We start from the raw sequence: 19,326 nt of genomic DNA on the forward strand, positions 1-19,326 counted from the left end.
GCCGGGGTCAGAGCCAGATGCCGCGGGCAGACATGAAGTTCTGCGGGTTGGTCGTGCCGCCGGGGGTGTAGACCTCGAAGTGCAGGTGGCAGCCGAAGGACCGACCGGTCATGCCCTCGAGCGCGATGAGCTGCCCCGCGTTGACCCACTGCCCGCGGCCGACGAGCAGCTGCGCCGCGTGCGCGTAGCCGGTGGCGATGCCGCCACCGTGCTCGATGCGGATGTAGTTGCCGTACCCGCTGTAGACCTGCGCCATCGAGACCGTGCCGGCCGAAGCGGCGTAGATGCCTGCTCCGCAGCCTGCGGCCATGTCGGTTCCGAGGTGCCACGTGCTCGCACAGCCCTGCGGGCCGCATTGACCCGTGCGGGGACCGTACCCCGAGGTGAAGCGCCCGTTCGACGGTCGCGCCCAACCGCTGCCGCCGACGGCACCACCGCCACCGCCGCCGCCGCCACCACCGCCGCCGCCACCACCGCCGCCACCGATCGCGGCGGCCTCTTCCCTGGCCTTGCGGGCGGCTTCTTCGGCGGCGCGGCGTTCGGCTTCCTTGCGGATCCGCTCGCCTTCTTCGTACTGCGCGACCGTCTTGCTGGTCTTGTCCTTGAGAGCGGCGAGCTGCGCCTCGAGCGTGCCGAGGTACTGCTCCTGCTCGGCGAGGGCGGCCGCGGCCGCGTCAGCGGCTTTCTGCGCGGCGGCCATCTTCTCTTCCGCGATCACCTGCAGCCGATCGCGCTCCTGCCGCTGGATCTCGGCCTGGTCGCTGATGCCCTGTGCTGCGTCGCGGGCCGTGATGGCCTGCGCGTACACGTCGTTGTTGCGCTCGAGCAGCTTGTCCATCGTGCCGAGGCGAGCCAGGAGGTCGTCGGCGGACGCTGCGGAGCCCGCGAAGAACAGTTCGAGCGAGGTGTCGTCACCGCCGTTGCGGTACAGCTGAGCGGCGACGCGGCCGGCCTTGTCGGCGGCATCCTTCGCGACACCCGCCTGCGCATCGGCTTCGGCCTGCAGCTGCTCCACACGGTAGGCGGCTTCGAGGTACTCCTGCTGCGCGACGAAGTACTCGTCGGCGGCCTGCTCGGCGAGGGCGTTCTTGCGCGCCACCTCTGTGGTGAGCGACGAGATGAGGCTCTCGATCTTGGCGACCTGCGCGGCCTTCGCCGCTTCGTTGGCCTTGGCGCGCTGCACTTCGTCCCACGTGGGATACGACGCGGCGAACGCGGGAGCGACGAGGGGTCCGGCAAGACCGCCGACGATGGCCGCGCCGAGCACGCCGAGGCCGAGCGCGGAGCGCCGGCTGAGCGACGGCCACAGACGGCGCCGCTCCGACTCGGAGGGCGCGCAGCCGCACTCGTCGTGGGCCTGCTCGGGGTTCACCGCAACCTCCTGCCGAGAGAAACAACCTCGTTCACACTAGCAACATCATTCACAGACGCAACGGGGATGCCGCACCCCAGCCTGCCGGTCGGATCTGTGCCGCGCACGGGCAAGTCTCGCCTCCCCGCCCCCTGCGACCGTGACGGCACGCCTTCGATTGGCACATTGCCGAATCATCTCGTATGCTTGAGCGTCGGTAAGTGAACGGCGGGTCTGAACGGTCCAAGGTTCATTCGGCCCCATCGTTTAGCGGCCTAGGACGCCGCCCTTTCACGGCGGTAGCACGGGTTCGAATCCCGTTGGGGTCACATACTCCGCATACAATTCAATACGCATGGCCCTGTAGCGCAGTTGGTTAGCGTGCCGCCCTGTCACGGCGGAGGTCGCGGGTTCAAGTCCCGTCAGGGTCGCTCTGAGCGACGGGCCCTTTCTTACGAGAGGGCCTTTCGTCTCAGGAGTGACATTCTCGGATGCCACTCGGCTCTGTAGCTCAGTTGGTAGAGCGCACGACTGAAAATCGTGAGGTCACGGGATCGACGCCCGTCGGAGCCACACGGGTGATCATTACAGTCACTCTAGAAACCCTCGCCTAGCTTCTACATGGCGGGGGTTTCGCTTTTCCCCTCTGAGGGAAGCCCGGTGGGGAGAGAACGCATGGTCCGATCGTTGAGCCGTCGCACGTTCACGGCAGCCGCGGTGCTCTCCGCTTTCGCGGGGTTCGTCGACGGCTTCGGGTTCGTCTACCTCGGCGGCTACTTCGTCTCGTTCATGAGCGGAAACACGACGCGCGCGAGTGTCGACCTCGCCGGGGCGAGCCTCGTCGCCGCGGGGACCGCCCTCCTCCTCATCGCGGCGTTCGTCGTCGGTGCGATGATCGGCACCAGCCTTCCGGGCGGTCGGATGCGCGGCGAGACCCGTGTGCTCATCCTCGTGCTGGTCGGGATGACCGCGGCAGCTGCCACCTCGATCCCCGGCTGGACGTGGGTGACCGGAGCGCTGCTCGCTGCGGCGATGGGCGCGCTCAACACCGTCTTCGCCCGCGGCGGCGAAGTCACGTTCGGGATCACCTATATGACCGGCGCACTCGTCAAGTTCGCGACCGCCCTCGTCGCCGCGCTCAAGGGCGGACCCCCGTGGGCATGGGCGCGTCACCTGGTGCTGTGGCTGGCGATCGCTCTGGGCGCCGTCGCGGGTGCCGGAGCCTTCTCACTCGCCGGCGCCACCGCCCTGTGGCTTCCGGTCATCGCGCTCGCCGTGGCGCTGGCCATTCCCCAGACTCGAGCCTGGCTTCACGTCTGAGCGTTATCGGATGCCGCGCCCTGGCCGGACCCGTCAGGAGCGGTCGGCGAGCATTCCCTGCATGCGCTTGATCTCGATGTTCTGGTCGCCCTCGACGTGGCGGGCGATCGTGTCGATCGCGACTTCCTGGCCACCGCCCGACGCGTAGAGGTCGACGACCATCGTGACGGCACCCTCATGGTGCTTGATCATGAGCTCGAGGAACATCCGGTCGAACGCCTTGCCCTCGGCGGTGGCGAGAGCGTCGAGTTCGGCCTCGGTGAGCAGGCCCGGCATGCCGGCGTGCGCATCGTGTCCGGCATCCGGATCGCGAGCCGGCTCGCCGCGGTCCTGCAGCCAGGACTCCATCTGGCGCATCTCTTCTTCCTGACCGATGGCCATGCGCTGCGCGAGCATCCTGACTTCTTCGTCGTCGGAGCGCTCGGCCACGAGGTCGGTCATGATGATCGCCTGCGAGTGATGGTGCAGCATGTCGCGGACGAAGACGACGTCTTCTTCAACATAGGGCGGGCCCTGGATCGCGGCCGCCTCTTCGGGCGAGAGGGTGCGGTTCGGCTCGCCCGGACCCCCCAGTTGCACGACCGGCGCCGTCGATGTCGGTGCCGCCTCAGCCTCGCTCGTGCAGGAGGTGAGGCCGACCGCGAGCATGAGCGCCGCACCCGTCGAAATCAGCCGGGTCCATCGCGCCATCGTCCTGCACCTCTCGTCTTCGAGCGTTCGATTCATCATCGGTTATATGACAGGGAATCGCATTGTGGGTAGCGCTGTTCCCAGCAGACCTATAGATTCCCCTACATATAACTGCATATTCGTGAAGTATGCGAAGCGCACACCGCGATCCGGTCTCGGGTTGCGGAGTGCTCTTCGGCCAACGCAATGACGCAACAAATCGATGACGATTGAAAGGCCTACTCTCCGCATGAACACACGACCCGAACGCGCACGCTGGAAGGCGCGCGCACTGGCCACCGTGGGCGCCGTCGCCCTCGGTATGTCGATGGTGACGGCTACCGCCACCGTCGCAACGGCCGACACCCCGACAGACCCCCGCGAGGGGCTGGCCCCCGGCCTGTACGACGCCGGTACCGCCGCCAGCAACGTCGATCTGCTCTCGACGCAGGCCAAGCCCGAAGGCTTCGGCAACTACAACTCCGACATGGCGTACACCGGAAACTACGCGATCAACGGAAACTACAACGGCTTCCAGATCTATGACATCTCGAACCCCGCAGCGCCGACGCTGACGGGTTCGTTCCTGTGTCCCGGTGGACAGGGCGACGTCTCCGTCTACGGCAACCTGCTGTTCATGTCGGTCGAATCGGCCCCCGGCCGCCTCGACTGCGGATCGGCCAGCAACACTCCTGTCACCGACCCGCAGAACTTCCGCGGTGTCCGCATCTTCGACATCAGTGACATCAACAACCCGTTCCAGGTGACGGCCGTTCAGACGTGCCGCGGCTCGCACACGCACACGGTCGTCGAGGATGCCGATGACGCCGACAACGTCTACGTCTACGTCTCGGGCACCGCTGGCGTCCGCACGACGACGACGAACGTCGAGGGCGGCTGCACGAACGTCGCCGGCAACACGATCGAGTCGCAGCTCGACGCCGAGGGCAACCCCATCCTGGGCGCGCGCTTCCTCGTCGAGGTCATCAAGGTTCCGCTGGCCAACCCGGCCGGTGCGGCGATCGTCAACCACGCCCGCATCTTCAGCGACCCGGCGACGGGTAGCCCCGCGGGCCTGTGGCCCGGCGGCAGCCACGGTGAGGGCATGCAGTCCACCTCCGCGGCGGACGCCTGCCACGACATCACGTCGTACCCCGAGATCGGCCTCGCTGCCGGTGCCTGTGAGGGCAACGGCATCCTGATCGACATCAGCGACCCGGCCAACCCGGTTCGCCTCGATGCGGTCACCGACCCGCGCTTCGCGTACTGGCACTCGGCCACGTTCAACAACGATGGCACCAAGGTCGTCTTCACCGACGAGTGGGGCGGCGGAAGCGGTGCTCGCTGCCGCGCGATCGACCCGCTCAACTGGGGCGCGAACGCCATCTTCGACATCGTGGACGGCAAGCTCGAGTTCCGCAGCTACTACAAGATGCCCGCACCGCAGACGGCGCAGGAGAACTGCGTCGCGCACAACGGTTCGCTGGTTCCGGTTCCGGGTCGCGACATCATGGTCCAGGCTTGGTACCAGGGTGGTCTCTCGGTGTTCGACTTCACCGACAGCTCCAACCCGGTCGAGATCGGCTACTTCGACCGCGGCCCGATCAACCCCAACGCCCTGACGCTGGCCGGGTACTGGTCGGCGTACTGGTACAACGGTCACGTCTTCGGTTCCGAGATCGGTCGTGGCTTCGACAGCCTCGCACTCACGCCGAGCGAGCACCTGAGCGCGAACGAGCTGGCGGCTGCTGCCGAGTACCAGATCGACGAGTTCAACCCGCAGCACCAGCCGAAGATCTCGCACGACGCCAGCTACAACGTGGCGAAGTCGTTCGTGGATCAGGCTGAGCGTGCGGGCACGCTGTCGGGCGAGGCTCTGGCAACGGTGCGTTCGCAGATCGCTGCTGCTGAGGCTGGCGGCACCACGCAGGCCAAGGCCGCTCTCGAGGCTGCCGCTGTCGCGGCCGGTTCGGGTGCTGCCGCTGACGCGCTGCGTGAGCTTGCCGACTCGCTGACCACGTTCGACACCAGCACCGAGCCGCGCACCCTCGCCGGCAAGGTCTACCTGTCGGTCTCGGCGACGAACAACGAGCACGTCCCGGCGAACATCGTCATCACCACCGCCTACGGCACCAAGACGTTCACCAACGTCGCCCCCGGCAAGACGGTGTCCGTGTCGATGAACACCCGTCTCGCATCGGCTCCGGCCGGCGAGGCCACGGTCACCACGACGTGGACCATCGACGGTGAGACGGTGACCGAGACGAAGACCGCTCCGTTCGGCGCGTTCCCCGCAAGTTAACCCATCCCGATAGTCTCCCCGGGGTCGGGTGTCCGCATCCGACCCCGGGGAGCTCAGCGCAAGCTCTACTCCCGGATCACCCGATCCACGACCCGAAGAACAGGAACATACCCATGAAGAAAATGACTGCCACCCGTGTGGGCGCGATGGCTTTCGGCACGCTGCTGCTGGCTTCGGCCGGTGCTGCTGTGGCCACCGCCGACGAGGTCGTCGACGACGGCTCGGTGAACATCAACGTCGAGGTCACCGACCGCTACCCCTCGGGCGTGCTCGCCATGAGCGTCGCCGCGAACGACACCTCGCTCACCGAGATCGACACGGAGGACCCGCTGGTCCGCTCGTTCACCGGCACCCTGCCCACCGTGACCGTCACCGACACCCGCGCCGTCGTTCCCACCACCCCCTGGTACGTGATGGGCACCGCCAGCGCGTTCACCTCCGGTGCGAACTCGATCGGTGCAGAGCACCTCGGCTGGTCGCCGCAGACCGCCCAGGACACCGACGGCGCCGTCTCCGTCGGCGGCGACGTCCCCGGCGTCCTGGACGAAGGCCCCGGCCTCGTCGACCAGGAACTGCTCTACGCCAACGTCGACCAGGAAGGCACCTACGACCAGGGAGCCTGGGACGCGACCGCCGACCTGACCCTCAAGGTCGCCGCATCGGCCGCCGCATCCGGCAGCTACACCTCGGTGATGACCCTGTCACTGTTCGAGTAAAACCTCGACACGCGAGAGGCCGTACCCACGGGTGCGGCCTCTCCGCGTGCGACCGACTAAACTCCCCCCGAGGTCTCATGCAACGCTTTCTTCGACGACTGATCGTCGCTTCACTCGCACTCCTTTTCTTCGCGGTGCCGTTCGCGCCCGCAGCGACGGCCGCTGCCGCCGACACGCAAGACGACACCATCACCTGGATGGTTCGGCCCAGCGACGGTGTCGGCGAAGACGGTCGCTCGTGGGTCGAGCTCGAGCTCGACCCCGGCTCGACGGTCGAAGAGCACCTCCTCGTGCGCAACCTCAGCCGCGAGACCGTGACGTTCCAGCTCACGGCCGCTGACGGCTACTTCACGGCCACGGGCCGGTTCAACATGCTGACTTCGGACCAGGAGTCCGTCGATGCGGGCACCTGGATCGAGATCCAGGACAGCATCGAGGTACCCTCGGGCGGCGACGCGATCGTTCCCTTCACGATCACCGTGCCCGAGAACGCGACGCCGGGCGACCACCCCGCCGGCGTGGCCGCCAGCATCCGCAGCGGCGGCGAGGTGGGCGTCGAGTCCCGCGTCGGCTTCCGCGTCATGACCCGCGTCACCGGCGAGATGGCCCCCGCGCTCACGACGAGCGTCTCGGGCACCTACACCGGCTCGATCAACCCGTTCGAGCCCGGCACGCTGACCCTCACCTACGAGGTCTCGAACACCGGCAACGTGCGCCTCGGCGTCGAATCGCTCGCCACCGTCTCGGGTCCCTTCGGCTGGCTCGCACGCACGCTGGACCCCGAGACGATCACCGAGATCGCACCGGGCGAGTCCCGCACCTTCGAACGGCAGGTACGCGGCGTCTGGCCGCTGTTCGTCGCCACCGTCGACGTCGTCTCGCAGGGTGCATCCGTCGCGGAAGACCTCGAGGTGGGCGAGATCGCGCCCTCCGAGGCTCAGGCGACCGTGATCACGATGCCGTGGTCTCAGCTGGTCGTCATCGCGATCATCGTGCTGCTGATCGTGCTGTCGGCCCTTGACCGTCGCCGACGCAAGCGCAAGACCGAGGCCCTCATCGCGCAGGCACGGGCGGACGCCGTGGCAGAAGCCGTCGCCGCAGCCCAGCGGGCGAACACCTCGGGAACCTGAGTGCTCAGATGCTCGCCGCGGTGGTTTCAGGACCTCGCGGCGAGCATCTCCTGCATGCGGCTGATCTCGATGCCCTGATCGGCCTCGATGTGACCGGCCATGACGTCGAGCTCGGTCTCCCGGCCGCCCCCAGACGCATACAGGTCGATGACCATCTCGACAGCGCCCTCGTGGTGCTTGATCATGAGCTCGAGGAACAGCCGGTCGAATGCGGCATCGCGCGCCGCCTCGAGCTGCGCCAGCTCGGCATCGGTCAGAAGGCCCGGCATGTCGGCGTGCGCCGCGTGTCCGGCATCCGGATCGCGAGGCGCCTCACCGCGCGCCTGCAGCCAGGCCTCGAACCTTTCGAGCTCGGCGCTCTGGCTCATGTCCATCCGCTCGGCGAGCAGCCGGATGTCACGGTTGCTCGTGCGTTCTTCGACGTAGCTCGTCATGATCAGCGCCTGCGAGTGGTGGTGCATCATGTCGCGCACGAAGACGACGTCGGCATCGTTGTGCGGCTCCGACTGGATCGCGGCGGCTTCTTCGGGCGACAGGGTCCGGTTCGGTTCGCCCGGTGCCCCGGGCTGGATCACGGGGGCGGTGGGAACGGGGGCGGATGCCTCGGGCTCGGCGGTGCACGCCGTCAACCCGAGTGCGATCACGACCGCCGCGCCGAGGGGGAGGAAGCGGGGCGATACGGGCATGGAGAGGTGCCTCTCGGTCGGGTTTCGGTGGCTCCATCTTGCAGTGCGACGGTGCACCGATTGGAAGGTCGAAACAGAAATGTAACGAGAAAGGTAGCGGAGATTCTCAGCAAACCTATAGATTCCCGAACATACAACTGCATATCCGTGCTGTACGCGAAGTGCGCAGAGGCCGGGCAACCCGCTCGGAGAAACGCACTTTCGCTTGAGTTAGTACCTGTCAGATCGATGAAGACCGACACGAAGGGCAACCCCCGCATGAACTCACGCACCACCCCCCGAGCGCGCTGGAGGACGCGAGCGCTTGCCGTCACCGGCGCACTCACCCTCGGCGTCTCGATGATGGCGGCGACGTCCGCTGTCGCCGACCCGGCTCCGGCCGACCCCCGCGAAGGCCTGAGCTCAGGCCTGTACGACGCGGGCACCGCGTCGAGCAACGTCGAGCACCTCGCGACGCTTCCGAAGCTCGCCGGCCTCGGCACGAACTCCGACCTCGCCTTCAAGGACGACATGGCGATCGTCGGAAACTACAACGGCGTCCAGTTCTACGACGTGGCAGACCCGGCCAACCCCGAACTGCTCACGCAGTTCATCTGTCCCGGCAGCCAGAACGACGCCTCCGTCGTCGGCGACCTGCTCTTCCTGTCGGTCGAAGCGACCAGCGCGCGTCTGGACTGCACGACGAACCCGCAGTCGACGGTCTTCCGCGGCGTTCGCGTGTTCGACATCAGCGACATCTACAACCCTGTGCAGGTCGCGGCCGTCCAGACATGCCGTGGCTCGCACACGCACACCGTGCTGCAGGACCCGGATGACACCGAGAACATCTACATCTACGTCTCGGGCACCGCGGGCGTCCGCGCGGCATCGCAGCTCGCGGGCTGCAGCAACGGCGCAGCCGACACCGAGAACCCGTCGCGCTGGCGCATCGAGGTCATCAAGGTCCCCGTCGCCGACCCGGCAGCTGCCGCGGTCGTGACGGAGTCGCGTCTGTTCGCCGACCCGGTCACCGGTGCCGTCAACGGCTTGCAGAACGGCCCCACGGCCCCCCGTCACCCGTCAGGTGGCGGCTGGTCGCCGAGCCCGAACACTAACCAGTGTCACGACATCACGGTGTACGCCGAGATCGGTCTCGCGGCCGGCGCGTGCGCGGGTAACGGCATCCTGATCGACATCAGCGATCCCGCCAACCCGCAGCGCATCGATGCTGTCGCCGACGGCAACTTCGCGTACTGGCACTCGGCCACGTTCAACAACGACGGCACGACGGTCGTCTTCACCGACGAGTGGGGCGGCGGCGGCGGTGCCTACTGCCAGTCGATCCACCGTCCGGAGTGGGGCGCGAACGCCATCTACGACATAGTCGACGGAAAGATGGAGTTCCGCAGCTACTACAAGATCCCGAACGTGCAGACCAACCGCGAGAACTGCGTCGCGCACAACGGTTCGCTGGTTCCGGTTCCGGGTCGCGACATCATGGTCCAGGCCTGGTACCAGGGCGGTCTCTCGGTGTTCGACTTCACCGACTCGGCCAACCCGGTCGAGATCGGCTACTTCGACCGCGGCCCGATCAGCGCGACGAGCGCCGCGAGCGGTGGCTTCTGGTCGACGTACTGGTACAACGGCAACATCTACGGCTCCGAGTTGACGCGTGGTTTCGACACGTTCCAGCTCACGCCGAGCGCGCACCTCTCGGCCAACGAGATCGCGGCAGCGAGCGAATTCGCTTCGCCGCAGGTCAACGTCCAGGGCCAGGAGTCGTTCTCGCACGACGCCAGCTACAACGTGGCGAAGTCGTTCGTGGATCAGGCTGAGCGTGCGGGCACGCTGTCGGGCGACGCTCTGGCAACGGTGCGTTCGCAGATCGCTGCTGCTGAGGCTGGCGGCACCACGCAGGCCAAGGCCGCTCTCGAGGCTGCCGCTGTCGCGGCCGGTTCGGGTGCTGCCGCTGACGCGCTGCGTGAGCTTGCCGACTCGCTGACCACGTTCGACACCAGCACCGAGCCGCGCACCCTCGCCGGCAAGGTCTACCTGTCGGTCTCGGCGACGAACAACGAGCACGTCCCGGCGAACATCGTCATCACCACCGCCTACGGCACCAAGACGTTCACCAACGTCGCCCCCGGCAAGACGGTGTCCGTGTCGATGAACACCCGTCTCGCATCGGCTCCGGCCGGCGAGGCCACGGTCACCACGACGTGGACCATCGACGGTGAGACGGTGACCGAGACGAAGACCGCTCCGTTCGGCGCGTTCCCCGCAAGTTAACCCATCCCGATAGTCTCCCCGGGGTCGGGTGTCCGCATCCGACCCCGGGGAGCTCACCGCAAGCTCTACTCCCGGATCACCCGATCCACGACCCGAAGAACAGGAACATACCCATGAAGAAAATGACTGCCACCCGTGTGGGCGCGATGGCTTTCGGCACGCTGCTGCTGGCTTCGGCCGGTGCTGCTGTGGCCACCGCCGACGAGGTCGTCGACGACGGCTCGGTGAACATCAACGTCGAGGTCACCGACCGCTACCCCTCGGGCGTGCTCGCCATGAGCGTCGCCGCGAACGACACCTCGCTCACCGAGCAGGATTCGGGCGACCCGCTGGTCCGCTCGTTCACCGGCACCCTGCCCACCGTGACCGTCACCGACACCCGCGCCGTCGTTCCCACCACCCCCTGGTACGTGATGGGCACCGCCAGCGCGTTCACCTCCGGTGCGAACTCGATCGGTGCAGAGCACCTCGGCTGGTCGCCGCAGACCGCCCAGGACACCGACGGCGCCGTCTCCGTCGGCGGCGACGTCCCCGGCGTCCTGGACGAAGGCCCCGGCCTCGTCGACCAGGAACTGCTCTACGCCAACGTCGACCAGGAAGGCACCTACGACCAGGGAGCCTGGGACGCGACCGCCGACCTGACCCTCAAGGTCGCCGCATCGGCCGCCGCATCCGGCAGCTACACCTCGGTGATGACCCTGTCACTGTTCGAGTAAACCGCAGTACCCCTCGCGGGGGTGACGCACACCACGTGCGTCACCCCCGCTTCTCGTTGTCCCAGACGTCACGCACAATTCACCCTTCCCCCCAGCGACCTTGCACGCTAGTGTGATAGGCGCACCGGGGGGCGCAGTGGGATGCACTCCCGAGATAAGGTTTGGGGCCTTGTCGTGAGTGCACTGGGGCAGCGGAGCCCGATGGCATAGGCGCCGCGCAACACTGGGGAATTTTCGGCAATGGCATTTGGGGATGCCCTGCGCAGCGACCCCCGCCGTAGCGGTGGTGGCTCGTGAGCGCGATCGAACTGGGCGCAGGAACTCTTCGAGGACTCGACACGCTCGCCGGTTTCGGCACGCCTGTCGCCGCACCTCGCGCGGTGGACACCGCACCGACACTCACGCTCGTGCCGCGCGTCGAGCAGGCGCTCGAACGCCGCCGCGCCTGGGAACGGCAGTACGCCTTGCGGCTGCAGGTGACGGACGGGCTCGTGATCATCGGTTCGGTCGCAGCCACCACCGGTGTCACCTTCTTCGTCGACGGCGCGTCCGCAACGGGCGGGCTGATCGCCGTCCTCACCGTCGCGACCTGGATGCTCATGCTGACGGTCGTGCAGTCGCGCGCCACCTCTGTCATGGGGTCGGGGTCGACCGAGTACAAGCGGGTCGCGCATGCCTCCGCTCACACGTTCGGCCTGCTTGCGGCGCTGTTCCTGATCTTCCAGTGGCAACAGCTGCGGCCGGATCTCCTGTTCGCGCTGCCGGCCGGCACGGTCGCCCTGATCGCCGGCCGCTGGATGTTGCGCAAATGGCTCCACAACCAGCGGGCGTCGGGCGCCTTCACGAAGCGCGCGATCGTCGCGGGATCGAGTGACGACATCGAGTACGTCCTGCGCACGCTCGATGAGGCAGGGTCCGGCGGCTACACGATCATCGGAGTCGCGCCTTCCGACGGCCCCCGCGACCGGATCATCGCCCATGACCGCAGCTACGATGTCGTCGGCACGATGAACTCCGTCGCCTCTCACGCGCGCACGCACGGCGCCGACACGATCATCGTGGCGAATCGCCCCGATGATGACCCCGATTTCATCAAGCGGCTGAGCTGGGAGCTCGAGGGCACGGCATCCGAGCTCGTCCTGTCGAGTCGGATCGCGGATGTCGCGGGGCCCCGCATCTCGCTCGCACCGGTCGATGGACTCCCCCTCATCCACGTGAAGATCCCCGAGTTCGAAGGCGGTCATCACGCGCTGAAGCGCGTCGGTGACATCGTGTTCTCGCTCCTCGTGATGATCCCGATCTCTCTGCTGGTCATGCCTGTCGTGGCGATGCTCATCAAGCTCGACGACGGCGGACCCGTCTTCTTCCGCCAGACGCGGATCGGCCGCGACGGCCAGGAGTTCGGCATCCTCAAATTCCGCACGATGGGCAATGACGCCGAACAGCAGCGGGCCCAGCTCGAGTCACAGAACGAGGGCAGTGGCGTGCTGTTCAAGATCAAGAACGATCCGCGGGTGACGCGCATCGGCGCCTTCCTGAGGAAGTACTCCATCGATGAGCTGCCTCAGTTCTGGAATGTCCTGCGCGGCGATATGAGCGTCGTCGGCCCCCGCCCACCGCTTCCCAGCGAAGTGCGCAAGTACGCCGGCAAGGTCTATCGCCGTCTGTTCATCAAGCCCGGTATCACCGGTCTCTGGCAGATCAGCGGTCGCAGCGACCTCTCGTGGGAAGAGAGCGTGCGCCTCGACCTGCGCTATGTCGAGAACTGGTCGGTCATGAGCGACCTGATGATCATGTGGCGTACGGCCAAGGTCATGATCGCCCCCCGAGGGGCGTACTGACCCATCGACTCGGCCACGTGACGAGGTGACCCGACTCCTCGTCACGTGGCCTACCACGCCGTCAGCGCTCGAGTAGCGGTTCCAGCACCTGCTGGTATGCCGTGACCCGCTCCGCCCAGTCAGGCACGTCGGGCATCGCAGCCCGTGCCGGTTCGCTCACGAGAACCTCCGAGACCGCCTCGACGAAATCGCTGCCGCCGGCGACCGTCACAGCAGCCGTGTCGAGATCACGGAAGCCGGCGACGGGGGTGCTCACGACAGGGCGCCCGACCGCCAGGTACTCGTACAGCTTTATGGGATCGAGGCTGTCGGTGAAGTCGTTCACGACGTGCGGCACGATAAGCGCCGTCGCGTGTTGCAGATAGCCGGGAACGTCGGTCCACGCGCGAGGCCCGAGCAGCGTGATCGCGGGGTGATCCACCAGCCGATCGGCGCTCTCGGCGGCGAGCGCGACAGGTCCGACGAAGACGATCCGCCCCCCTACGGATGCCGCTTCATCGGCGGCGCGCAGGGCGAGTCCGACGTCCAGCCTGTCCTCATGGAGCGTGCCGAGATACAGCGCACTGCGCTCCGGCAGATCGGCGGGACGTTCACGGAGCCACCGGTACCGCTCCACGTCGACGGCGTTGGGAATGAGCACGACGTCGCGTCGCGGCGCGCGAGTGTCGCGCAGCCCCGTCGAGCACACGACGACGGCGTCCGTGCGCTGCATGAGGATCTCTTCGTTGGCCGCGATCCGTCGAAGTTCGCGCGACGGACGATCCGCGGCGAGCCAATCGTCGGTCATGTCGTAAAGGCTCGGCCAGTCCGTCCGAGCGACGAGGCCAGCCCACCCGGGATCATTCACCCACAGCACGGGTGCGTGCATCCCCAACGATGCCGCCACCCCTCGCACGCGACGTCGCAACAGTGCGTCGGCGGCCGGTCCCGCGAGGCGCGGCAAGAGCTTGTCCGGCTGCAGAAGGTGCAGCCGCCCCTCATATCCCGGCTCCGTACGAAGGCCTCGTCCGCGGTGGATCCGGCGTCCACTGACCGCGGAATGCAGCAGGTCGTTGGAGGGCTCGACGAACAGCACGCGCAGATCCTCGTCACCGCGGAGAAGACCGTCGATGAGGTACTGGTTCCGGCGCCACACGTCGTCCCAGGGCTCGAGCGACAGAACGACGAGATCGCGGCTCATTCGCCGACTCCGAGACGGTCATAAACGGCACGGATGCCACGCACCTGCGCATCGAGAGTGAAGCGCCCGCGCTGTGCCGCGCGGGCCGCCTCCCCCGCGCGAGCACGCAGGCCGTCATCGGCGATCAACGAGTCCATGACTCGTGCGGCATATGCCGTGTCGCCACTCGGGAAGAGAAGCTCTGGGGTCGCGACTCCGACGGTCTCGAGGTGTCCGCCGCCCGCGGAGGCGACGACCGGAGTACCGTGCGCCATCGCTTCGAGCACGAGTATTCCGAGCCCTTCGCGCCGGGTGGGAGCGATGACCATGCTCGCGCGCGCGAGCAGGTCGGGAACGTCAGGGCGATGGCCCAGGAACTCGACGCTGTCGCCCACGCCGCGCTCCTTCGCGCGTTTCTCCAGGTCAGCCCGCTCGGCGCCGTCGCCCGCGATCTTGAGCGTCCACCCGTCGAGCGGTCCGCGCGACTGCGCCCAGGCATCGATGACGTCGGCCGTGTGCTTCTCGGGTTCGAGGCGCTGCGCGGCCAGCACGAACGGTTCGCGGGGGCGTGCGGCATCCGTCGAGTCGACGCCGGAGTACACGACCTCGGCGGGCGGTTCGACGTTCTCGGCGACGAACTGCGAGATGGCGATCTGCGCGGCGAGCGACCTGCCGACGGGCCGGAACGCGGCCCGAGAGAGCGGGCTGCGTCCGCGCGGCCCCGCGAAATGTCGCGTGCTCACCTGGCGCACGCGACGAGCACGTGGCGCGCGTCGATAGAGCCAGCCCACGAGGTCGGCCTGGGACATGTGCGTGTGCAGCACGTCGGGCGCGGCGGTGGCGCGGAGCGTGCGCATCGCCTCGCGCATATCGTCGCCGGGCATCCATCGGACCCCCGTGCTCGCGAGGGCGGACGTCATCTGCCGCCGGTCGCCCCCGATGACCGTGACCTCGACGCCGTCACGGGTCAAACCGGTCGCGACGTTTGCGAGGTAGCGCTCCACACCGGCGAACCCATCGGAGCAGACCAGATGCGTCACTCGCATACGTTCGCCCTCCGCTTCGGCCGGTTGCAGTCTATGAGAGATGCCCCGGCGGAGCCGCTGGCTAGCATGGCCGTGTGCGTGTCGCGATGTCGTCATACCGCTTCAACAACGAAGGGGGCATCGAGCGCGCGTCATACGAGGTGGCCCGTCGACTCTCATCGTCGATCGACATGACGCTGGTGGCTACCGGGGTCGACCCGGTTCCCGGTCCCGAACTCGCCTGGGAGCGGGTCCCGGAACCGCGGGGGCCCGGTTTCCTCGTTCCCCTGACATACTCCTCGGCTGCGACACGGCACCTCGAGCACAAGCACTTCGATCTGCTCCACAACCAGGGCGGGTGCGCGCTGCGCACTCAGGACGTCATCACTGCGCACAGCTGTCATCGGGCGTGGTGGGAGATGAAGTTCCGCAACGGCGAGGCGGTCCGCGCGATCGCGAACCCTCTGCATCACGCCGTGCTGCATGTCGAGAAGGCGAACTACCGCCCCGGTGCATTCCGGCGCGTCATCGCGGTCTCTCATGGCGTGGGCCGTGAGGTGACCGAGCACTACGGCGTTCCTCCTGAGCTCATCTCCGTGATCCCCAATGCCGTGGACACCGCCAGATTCCAGCCTCAGGACGCCGCGGAGCGACGCCAGGCAGTCCGCAACCGTCACGGTTTCGCCGACGACGATGTCGTGCTGCTCTGGGTGGGCAAGGAATTCCGACGAAAAGGACTCGCCCCTCTCATCGACGCGCTGCCGCATCTGCCGCCGACCGCCCGCGCGCTCGTCGTCGGAGGAGATGACGAGACCTCGTACCGAGCGCGAGCGGCGGCGCTCGGCGTCGGCGACCGGATCGTCTTCGCCGGCCATTCGAGCACCGTGGAGGACTACTTCCAGGCCGCCGATGTCTTCGTGCTGCCGACCCTCTACGAAGCGTTCGCGCTGGTCACGCTCGAAGCCGCCAGCGCCGGCCTGCCGCTGGCGACGACCCGGGTCAACGGCACCGAGGAGTTCGTCGTCGACGGCGAGAACGGCGTCTTCATCGAGCGCGACGGCCGGCAGATCGCGCGTGCGCTCGAGCCCCTCGTGACGGATGCCGCCGTGCGTCGTTCGATGGGCGCGCGCGCACAGCGCGACGTGTCCGCGTACACCTGGGATGCCGTGGCGAAGAGCACGCTCGATGTCTATCGGCAGGTGCTCGACGAGAAGCGCGCGAGTCCCCTGCCGGATCAGCGCTGAAGCTCGGTGCGGTACCGCACCGGCCCGCGCACGAAGATGCGGCGGCGGCGCCGTGCGTCGTCACCGCGTGCGCCGCGCAGCACCACCCCGCGGATGGTCGCACCGACGATCATCGCGACACGGAACGACTGCCATCCGAAAGCGCCGAAGTGCTTGCGCTGGTACTCCTCGGTGCTGGCGAAGAACAGCGCCTCGCGCACGCTGCCGTCACCTCCGGTGCCTGCCCCGATGTGAGTGGCCTCGACGGATGCCACGGCGATACGCCAACCGGCATCCGTCGCCCGCTTCTGCCAGTCGACCTCTTCTGCGTAGAGGAAGAACCGCTCGTCGAAGTGGCCGATCTCTGCGATCGCTTCGGCGCGCAGCAGCAGCACCGACCCGATCGCGAACCCTTTCGCCCTGTCGAGCCGCCCGAGCCCCACGGCGTCGAGCCAGGCACGGAAAGGACGCGGGAACGGCCACCACACCCGCACGGGTGAGCCTGAGCCGGGCTCGGTCTGGGTGGCACCGACGGTCGCGATGCGTCCCGAACCGTGCAGCACGCGGTGCAGCTCGCCGACGGCGTCCGGCGCGATGCGCGCGTCGGGGTTGAGAAGGAGCACGTCAGCCCCCTCGGCGCCGCGATCGGCGAGCGAGCGAAGCGCCACGTTGACGCCGGCGCCGAAGCCGAGATTGCGGCCCGGGTCGATGTAGTGCGCGCCGCGCCGCTCTGCCATCGCGCGGGTCTCAGCAGACGAGGAGTTGTCGACGATCGTCACGGGAAAACCGTCACCCAGGTGCGCGAGCGCCCCGTCGAGCAGCTCGGGATCCCCGTACGCGATCGCGACGACCTCGACGGGACGATCGCGACCGGTGTCGTTGGCCGGCGCGACCTCGCGATACAGAGCGAGCTGCTGCTCGGCGACGCGCTCCCAGGTGAAGTTCTGAGCGTGCTCGAGACCGCGCGCACGCAGGCCGCGCCACGTGCCGGGCTCGAGCGCCTGGTCGATGCCGTCGCGCAGCGCGTGGGCATCGCCCGGTTCGACGAGGATGCCGGCCTCGCCGACGACGTCGGGGATGGCACCCGAGCGGCTCGCCACGACCGGGACACCGGATGCCATCGCCTCGACGGCCACCCTGCAGAACTGCTCCAGCCAACCGGGCCAGGGCACCGACGGCACGGCGACCACATCCAGGCGGCGATAGCGTTCGGCGAGCTCGGCGCCCTGCGCGAAGCCGAGGAAGAGGACCCGGTCGGACACGCCCAGTTCGGCGGCGAGCGCGGCGAGTTCCTGCTCCTGCGGCCCCTCGCCCGTGATCTCGATGCGCCAGTCGGGTCTGGATGCTGCCGCGCGCAGCAGCGTCGCGACGCCCTTGTGCGGCTCGAGCCGGCCCACGTATCCGATCACCGGCGTCGGCGCGGCAGCCGTCTTGTCCGCGGCCGCGAACACCGCGGTATCCACGCCCAGCGGAATGAGCGAGACGGGACCGCGCAGACCCTTTCGCACGAGGATCTCGCCCGCCTCGCGGTTGCAGACATAGGCGCCCGCGGCATGGCGCAGGGCGTAGCGCTCGAGCCAACGGAACGGGATCGGGTAGGTCTTGTCGATGTTCTGCGCGGAGTAGAGCACGTACGGCGCGCGGCTGCGACGCAGGCGACGCAGCAGAAGCATCTCGGCGGTCGCAAGTGAGAACGGCTCTTCGTGCAGGTCGATGACGTCGGGCCGGCGCTTCAGGGCACGCCAGATCGGCCGCGGGTCGTACAGGAACGCGTTCGGATGGGTGCCGACCGTGGCTGCGCCCCGCACGAATCGGTCGGCGCCGGGCTGGAGCGATACGCGGCGCCCGCCTTCGTTCCACCGCTTCGCGGAGATCAGGAGCAGGTCGACCCCGCGGGCCCGCAGCCGGCGCTCGCGTTCACGCCAGGCCGTGACCACCGCATGATGTGCGACTCGCAGAACTCTCACTGGCCGTTCCTTCCCGGCACGAGCCTAGCGACGAGGTCAGCCACGGATCCCGCGGACTCGACGCCAGGCGCCGTCCACGAGGCCGCCCGGTGCGACGCGCAGAGCCCAGGCCAGCTCACCGATCGCCCTCGCCGGCTTGCGTTCACGCAGCGCCGCCTTCGCGGCGCGCGACGCCGACCACCACGCGAATCGCGCATTCTTGCGGATGCTCTCATCGAATGCCGCGATGAGCTCGGCGTCACCATCACCGGCGGCGCGCTCGCGGTGACGACTCAGCACCGTCGCGATGCCGCGCACGAGGTCGCGGTGCCGACGCGTCGTGTTGTGCTCGTGAGCGCGGTAGTCGACGAGCGTCCGAGGCTCGAACACGACAGGCCCGAGCGCAGACAGCCGGATGAGCAGATCCAGGTCCTCGGCGAACTGCAGGCCGAGGTCGAAACCACCCACCGCGTCGAAGGCCGAACGCCGGATGACGAGATTCGGCAGAATGATGCCGGTGCGACGTCGCGCGATGTCGGACGGACCGTCGACAGGCACCTGATCCGCGTCGAGCAGCACCTCGCCGTCTTCCCCGATCGTGCGCATCCCGCAGTATGCCGCCACGGCATCACCGTGTTCCTCGAGCAACGCGACGTGCGCCGCGAGCCGATCAGGGTGCCATCTGTCGTCGTCGTCGAGGAAGGCCAAGTACGTGCCTGTCGATACCTGCGCGCCGCTGTTGCGAGCGGTGCTCACGCCGGACGACTCCTGCCGCATGAGTTCCACCTCTGGCAGCACGGATACGGCGGCGGCGACCTCTTTCGGGTCCGGTGATCCGTCGTCGACGACGATGACCTCGACGTGCGGGTGCGTCTGGGCACGCACGGAGTCCAGCGCTTCCGCGAGGAACGGGCTGGTGCGGTTGGTGGCGATGATGACGCTCACCAGGTCGGCACGCGGGGTCATTCCGCGAT

The 19,326-nt window shown here is 67.9% G+C and carries 15 protein-coding genes and 3 tRNA genes; 11 read left to right on the forward strand and 7 right to left on the reverse strand.

Annotated elements, in window-relative coordinates:
* Window positions 1-7 precede the first annotated feature (7 nt).
* Window positions 8-1,372 (reverse strand): M23 family metallopeptidase, encoded by a 1,365-nt coding sequence (locus tag ACWICD_RS11895; RefSeq protein ID WP_454140287.1) that lies wholly within the window; start codon window positions 1,370-1,372, stop codon window positions 8-10.
* A 235-nt stretch (window positions 1,373-1,607) separates the two neighbouring features.
* Here ACWICD_RS11895 and ACWICD_RS11900 point away from each other — a divergent pair.
* The 4 genes from ACWICD_RS11900 to ACWICD_RS11915 all read left to right on the forward strand — a co-directional run bounded on the left by ACWICD_RS11900 (window position 1,608) and on the right by ACWICD_RS11915 (window position 2,671).
* Window positions 1,608-1,680, forward strand: a tRNA-Glu gene (locus ACWICD_RS11900).
* 28 nt (window positions 1,681-1,708) lie between these two features.
* A tRNA-Asp gene (locus ACWICD_RS11905) sits at window positions 1,709-1,782 on the forward strand.
* A 69-nt stretch (window positions 1,783-1,851) separates the two neighbouring features.
* Window positions 1,852-1,924: transfer RNA gene (locus ACWICD_RS11910), tRNA-Phe, on the forward strand.
* A 102-nt stretch (window positions 1,925-2,026) separates the two neighbouring features.
* Window positions 2,027-2,671 carry a YoaK family protein gene (locus ACWICD_RS11915; RefSeq protein ID WP_454140288.1) on the forward strand — a complete coding sequence of 215 codons (645 nt, stop codon included), beginning with the start codon at window positions 2,027-2,029 and terminating at the stop codon, window positions 2,669-2,671.
* A 33-nt stretch (window positions 2,672-2,704) separates the two neighbouring features.
* Here ACWICD_RS11915 and ACWICD_RS11920 read toward each other — a convergent pair whose 3' ends face one another.
* Window positions 2,705-3,361, reverse strand: coding sequence for a DUF305 domain-containing protein (locus ACWICD_RS11920; RefSeq protein ID WP_376128869.1), 657 nt, complete (start codon window positions 3,359-3,361; stop codon window positions 2,705-2,707).
* A gap of 229 nt (window positions 3,362-3,590) precedes the next feature.
* On the opposite strand from ACWICD_RS11920, the gene ACWICD_RS11925 reads away from it, so the two are divergent.
* From ACWICD_RS11925 to ACWICD_RS11935, 3 genes are all read left to right on the forward strand, one after another.
* The gene (locus tag ACWICD_RS11925; RefSeq protein WP_376128871.1) at window positions 3,591-5,642 is read left to right on the forward strand and encodes an LVIVD repeat-containing protein; all 2,052 of its coding nucleotides are present in this window, start codon (window positions 3,591-3,593) and stop codon (window positions 5,640-5,642) included.
* Between the two features lie 113 nt (window positions 5,643-5,755).
* A complete protein-coding gene (locus tag ACWICD_RS11930; RefSeq protein ID WP_454140289.1) occupies window positions 5,756-6,358 on the forward strand; it encodes a hypothetical protein in 603 nt (200 codons plus the stop codon).
* Between the two features lie 77 nt (window positions 6,359-6,435).
* Window positions 6,436-7,488 carry a COG1470 family protein gene (locus ACWICD_RS11935; RefSeq protein WP_454140290.1) on the forward strand — a complete coding sequence of 351 codons (1,053 nt, stop codon included), beginning with the start codon at window positions 6,436-6,438 and terminating at the stop codon, window positions 7,486-7,488.
* A gap of 26 nt (window positions 7,489-7,514) precedes the next feature.
* Here ACWICD_RS11935 and ACWICD_RS11940 read toward each other — a convergent pair whose 3' ends face one another.
* Entirely contained in the window at window positions 7,515-8,174 is a 660-nt protein-coding gene (locus ACWICD_RS11940) for a DUF305 domain-containing protein (RefSeq protein ID WP_376128876.1), read from the reverse strand.
* 228 nt (window positions 8,175-8,402) lie between these two features.
* On the opposite strand from ACWICD_RS11940, the gene ACWICD_RS11945 reads away from it, so the two are divergent.
* The 3 genes from ACWICD_RS11945 (at window position 8,403) to ACWICD_RS11955 (ending at window position 12,999) form a co-directional block, all read left to right on the forward strand.
* Window positions 8,403-10,442: an LVIVD repeat-containing protein gene (locus ACWICD_RS11945; RefSeq protein ID WP_454140291.1), complete on the forward strand. Its 2,040-nt coding sequence runs from the start codon at window positions 8,403-8,405 to the stop codon at window positions 10,440-10,442.
* A gap of 113 nt (window positions 10,443-10,555) precedes the next feature.
* The gene (locus ACWICD_RS11950) at window positions 10,556-11,158 is read left to right on the forward strand and encodes a hypothetical protein (RefSeq protein WP_454140292.1); all 603 of its coding nucleotides are present in this window, start codon (window positions 10,556-10,558) and stop codon (window positions 11,156-11,158) included.
* Window positions 11,159-11,451: 293 nt separating this feature from the next.
* Window positions 11,452-12,999, forward strand: coding sequence for a sugar transferase (locus ACWICD_RS11955; protein WP_376128230.1), 1,548 nt, complete (start codon window positions 11,452-11,454; stop codon window positions 12,997-12,999).
* Window positions 13,000-13,060: 61 nt separating this feature from the next.
* Here ACWICD_RS11955 and ACWICD_RS11960 read toward each other — a convergent pair whose 3' ends face one another.
* The gene (locus ACWICD_RS11960) at window positions 13,061-14,179 is read right to left on the reverse strand and encodes a glycosyltransferase (protein ID WP_376128232.1); all 1,119 of its coding nucleotides are present in this window, start codon (window positions 14,177-14,179) and stop codon (window positions 13,061-13,063) included.
* On the reverse strand, window positions 14,176-15,198 hold the full coding sequence (locus tag ACWICD_RS11965) for a glycosyltransferase family 4 protein (protein ID WP_376128234.1): 1,023 nt from the start codon (window positions 15,196-15,198) through the stop codon (window positions 14,176-14,178). Before ACWICD_RS11965 ends, ACWICD_RS11960 begins: the two co-directional genes overlap by 4 nt.
* A 92-nt stretch (window positions 15,199-15,290) precedes the next feature.
* On the opposite strand from ACWICD_RS11965, the gene ACWICD_RS11970 reads away from it, so the two are divergent.
* A complete protein-coding gene (locus ACWICD_RS11970) occupies window positions 15,291-16,427 on the forward strand; it encodes a glycosyltransferase family 4 protein (RefSeq protein WP_454140319.1) in 1,137 nt (378 codons plus the stop codon).
* Here the strand turns inward: ACWICD_RS11970 and ACWICD_RS11975 are convergent.
* Both ACWICD_RS11975 and ACWICD_RS11980 read right to left on the reverse strand, forming a co-directional pair.
* Window positions 16,418-18,373 carry a glycosyltransferase gene (locus tag ACWICD_RS11975; RefSeq protein ID WP_454140293.1) on the reverse strand — a complete coding sequence of 652 codons (1,956 nt, stop codon included), beginning with the start codon at window positions 18,371-18,373 and terminating at the stop codon, window positions 16,418-16,420. The genes ACWICD_RS11970 and ACWICD_RS11975 overlap by 10 nt on opposite strands.
* Window positions 18,374-18,409: 36 nt before the next feature.
* The gene (locus ACWICD_RS11980; protein WP_454140294.1) at window positions 18,410-19,318 is read right to left on the reverse strand and encodes a glycosyltransferase family 2 protein; all 909 of its coding nucleotides are present in this window, start codon (window positions 19,316-19,318) and stop codon (window positions 18,410-18,412) included.
* Window positions 19,319-19,326: the final 8 nt, after the last annotated feature.

Source organism: Microbacterium sp. NPDC055357 (genome assembly GCF_053644835.1).